This window comes from Amphritea sp. (assembly GCF_050300915.1).
Taxonomy (GTDB): Bacteria; Pseudomonadota; Gammaproteobacteria; order Pseudomonadales; family Balneatricaceae; genus Amphritea.
Window position 1 is genome coordinate 1 of sequence record NZ_JBNKYN010000141.1, and the last position, 3293, is coordinate 3293.

Annotated in this window: 3 protein-coding genes; all 3 read left to right on the forward strand. The window is 46.7% G+C overall.

Translation table 11 applies throughout. The annotated features are described in order from the left end of the window. Positions 1-260 precede the first annotated feature (260 nt). On the forward strand, positions 261-2366 hold the full coding sequence (locus ACQY8X_RS20690) for a cache domain-containing protein (RefSeq protein WP_428037024.1): 2106 nt from the start codon (positions 261-263) through the stop codon (positions 2364-2366). Positions 2367-2476: 110 nt separating this feature from the next. Continuing rightward, the gene (locus ACQY8X_RS20695) at positions 2477-2926 is read left to right on the forward strand and encodes a bacteriohemerythrin (RefSeq protein WP_428037025.1); all 450 of its coding nucleotides are present in this window, start codon (positions 2477-2479) and stop codon (positions 2924-2926) included. A gap of 49 nt (positions 2927-2975) precedes the next feature. Further along, on the forward strand, positions 2976-3293 hold a 318-nt coding region (gene arfB / locus ACQY8X_RS20700; protein WP_428037026.1), incomplete at its 3' end, for an alternative ribosome rescue aminoacyl-tRNA hydrolase ArfB.

Sequence of the window (3293 nt, forward strand, 5' to 3'; positions counted from 1 at the left end):
GTCTGCCCCGCTTCTCAGTCTCCAGTCGTCGTTTGGAGATTCGCACCGCAGCCCACTTTGTACGAGTGGAATGCACTCCGCACCCGGTGTTCTTTTCATGCCGGATTATGTCGGTGTTATTTGGCGGCCTCTGGCCGCCTTTTTTATTTACCTGTCATCCTGAGTAGCTGGTTTTTCTCTCAAACTATACGCTTACCGCTCTGTAAACTAAGCTTTCAGGTAAATCTTGTTAAGCTTTTGGCTGATGGATCGGGGTGATAATGGATTTCACGAAAAAAGTTGGTAATTCGGGCCTGTTTTCTTTTTGGGTACTGATCGCCATATCTCTTTTTCTTCTGACAGGCTTGTTTGGATCTTATATTCATTATACGCAGCAAGCATATCGAACAAATCTTGAGAAATTACAAACATCTTTTCAGCTTCAGACCAATCGTCGATTGCAAACTGAAGTCGCAAATGCCGTTCGCTTTATTGATAGTCGTTATCGCCGGGCAGAGCAGATCATCATGGCTCGCTCACAAAATGAAGTGACACAGGCGCTGGCAGTCATGGAAAGTCTGTATCAGCAAAACCGGGACAGGCTACCCGAGGATGAGTTAAAAAAACAGCTGGTTGATGCGCTCCGTGAAATACGATTTTTTAATGGCAGAGGCTATCTTTTTGTTGGCGATGAGACAGGAAAAAGTATCCTGCTACCTCCGTTTCCCGAACTGGAAGGTACCTCAATGGCCGACCTTAAAGATGATCGGGGTACCTATTTCGTACGCCGTTTTCTACAGGTAATTCGCTCAGAAGAGGGGCGCGGTTATGTTCGTTATCGCTGGTATCCCCCATCTGACCGCTCTGAAATGAGAGATAAAATTACCTTTATCGCACGGTTTGAACCCTTCAATTGGCTGGTGGGAGCCGGTGATTATATTTTCCAGATACAGAACGATCTGCAGCAGGAGATAATAGAGCATCTTCAGAGTATTCAATTCGGTCAGGGGGGCTATTTGTCGATTATTGATCGAAATGGCCAGGTAATCGCAGGCAGAGGCGTTAAAAGGCTGGTGGGGCAGCAGGTTTCACAGATGGTTGATCAGGGTGATCGGGGGCGGATCATAGCTCTGCTCAATAAGGCTAAAACGGAAGGGTATATACGCACAGATTGGTACCAGGCGGATGGTTTGCCGGTGGAGAATCAACTGGTTTATGCTGCCCCATTGCCGGTATGGGACTGGATTGTGGTGGCCGGGGGAGATGTGGAACCCTCACTTGGGGAAGTGTTGAATCAGCGAGAGTTGATCATCAAAGAGCAGTCTGATTCTAATCTGAAGCTGGCATTGTTGGTGGCTGTTCTGGTTCTAACCGTCATGGCGTTGATGCGCTATTTTGCCCGGGGACTGGGCGGAGTATTTACTGATTATCAGAATAATCTGAATCAGCAACAGATTACTCTGAGTGAAAATGCCCGTTCGCTGGAGATTAGTCAGCGCATTGTAGATGCTGCTCATGAAGGCATTATGATTACCGATGCGAATAATCGGATTATGCGGATCAATAACTCATTCACCCGGATAACAGGTTATGTTCTTGACGACGTGAAGGGGAAAAATCCAAGTATGCTGAAGTCTTCTGCCCATGATTTTGATTTTTATAAGGAGCTGTGGGAGAGTCTCAAAGAGGATGGGGAGTGGCACGGGGAGGTCTGGAATCTCCGTAAAAATGGAACGCTCTATCCGCAAGCACTTTCGATCACCTGTTATCGCAATGAGAAAGGTGAGGTTGAGAACTATATTGGTACCTTTACCGATATCAGCGATCGTAAGGCGTTTGAAAAGCAGCTGGAGCATCTTGCACAAAGTGACTCTCTTACTGACCTGCCAAACCGACGCTCTCTGAGTGCCCGTTTACAGCATGAGCTGACTGTTTTGAAGCGTTATCCTGAACGGCAGATCGGGGTGGTCTTTATGGATCTCGACTTTTTTAAGCAGATAAACGATACCCATGGTCATGGGGTTGGTGATCAGGTTTTGATTGTCATCGCCCAACGTCTCAGAGAAACCGTTCGGGCTATCGATATGGTCAGCCGGGTGGGGGGGGATGAGTTTGTTATCCTGCTGGGTAATCAGTCGGGAGATATAAAACAAACCGCCATTCAGCTATCCGAACGGGTTCTTAAGGTGGTTGCAGAGCCGATGACCGTTGCAGGAGAATCTCTAGTATTGACTGCCAGTCTTGGGATAGCATTTGCGCCTACTGATACCAGAGATGATAACCGGTTAATGGAGTATGCTGATCTGGCGCTTTATCAGGCTAAGCAGGAAGGGCGCAACACTTTCAAATGTTTCGCGCAATGGATGGCGGGAGAGCAGTCTCATTAACTGATAAAGGTCCGGTTTGTTTCAGCTATACCGCTCTTAATATTTGACTTCACTACGTTAATTTCTGAATATGCGTCTCTAACTTATTATTGATATGAAATGAATTTTATATGCCAGTCATCTGGAGATCGCAAATATCAACCGGGAATGATCTGATCGATCTTGATCATAAATATCTGATAGCACTATTTAACTCGGTAGAATTGGCGCTTAGTAAACCTGAAAATCTGAAGTACCTGCCCGTTTTTTTTCGCGAACTGGTCGATTACACTCGGGAACATTTTGCCCGGGAAGAGAAAATTCAGATTAAGATTCGCTATCCCTATTATGCGGATCATAAGCAGGAGCATCAGAAGATCGTTGAGCATCTGGAACGGCTCTACCGCGACATTCTGGAGGTTGTTGGGGTCGGTGATACGCCGGTCAGTATTGATGAATTTAATCGGCGATTGAACGCCGATATTATGAAGTTAGCGCGAGAGTGGGTAATCGATCATCTGATCAAAACTGATGGTAAGATGGCGGTGTTCCTGCGTAAACATCCGCAGGATCTCAGTTGAGTTTGCCGCCATTTTACAGCGGATCAGGTAGTGAAAAACGGGTTGAATCGTGCTGACTATTTCCAATAATGTATCAATACCGGATGATGAGATTGAGCTCAGTGCAATCCGCGCTCAGGGCAGCGGGGGGCAGAATGTTAACAAGGTTTCATCCGCCATCCATCTGCGTTTTGATATTAATGCCTCCTCTCTCCCTGAGTTTTACAAAGAGCGCTTGCTGCAGTTAAAAGACTCACGCATTACCAAAGAGGGAGTGGTGGTGATAAAAGCCCAGCAGTTTCGCACCCAGGAGAAAAACCGGGAAGACGCGCTGCAAAGGTTACAGATACTGATTCGCAGTGTTTCCGTGGTTCAGAAAGCGCGTCAG

Excerpts from the sequence above, each read along its gene's own strand:
- ACQY8X_RS20690 (WP_428037024.1), top strand. The coding sequence starts at position 261 with ATGGATTTCACGAAAAAAGTTGGTAATTCGGGCCTGTTTTCTTTTTGG.
- ACQY8X_RS20695 (WP_428037025.1), top strand. The coding sequence starts at position 2,477 with ATGCCAGTCATCTGGAGATCGCAAATATCAACCGGGAATGATCTGATC.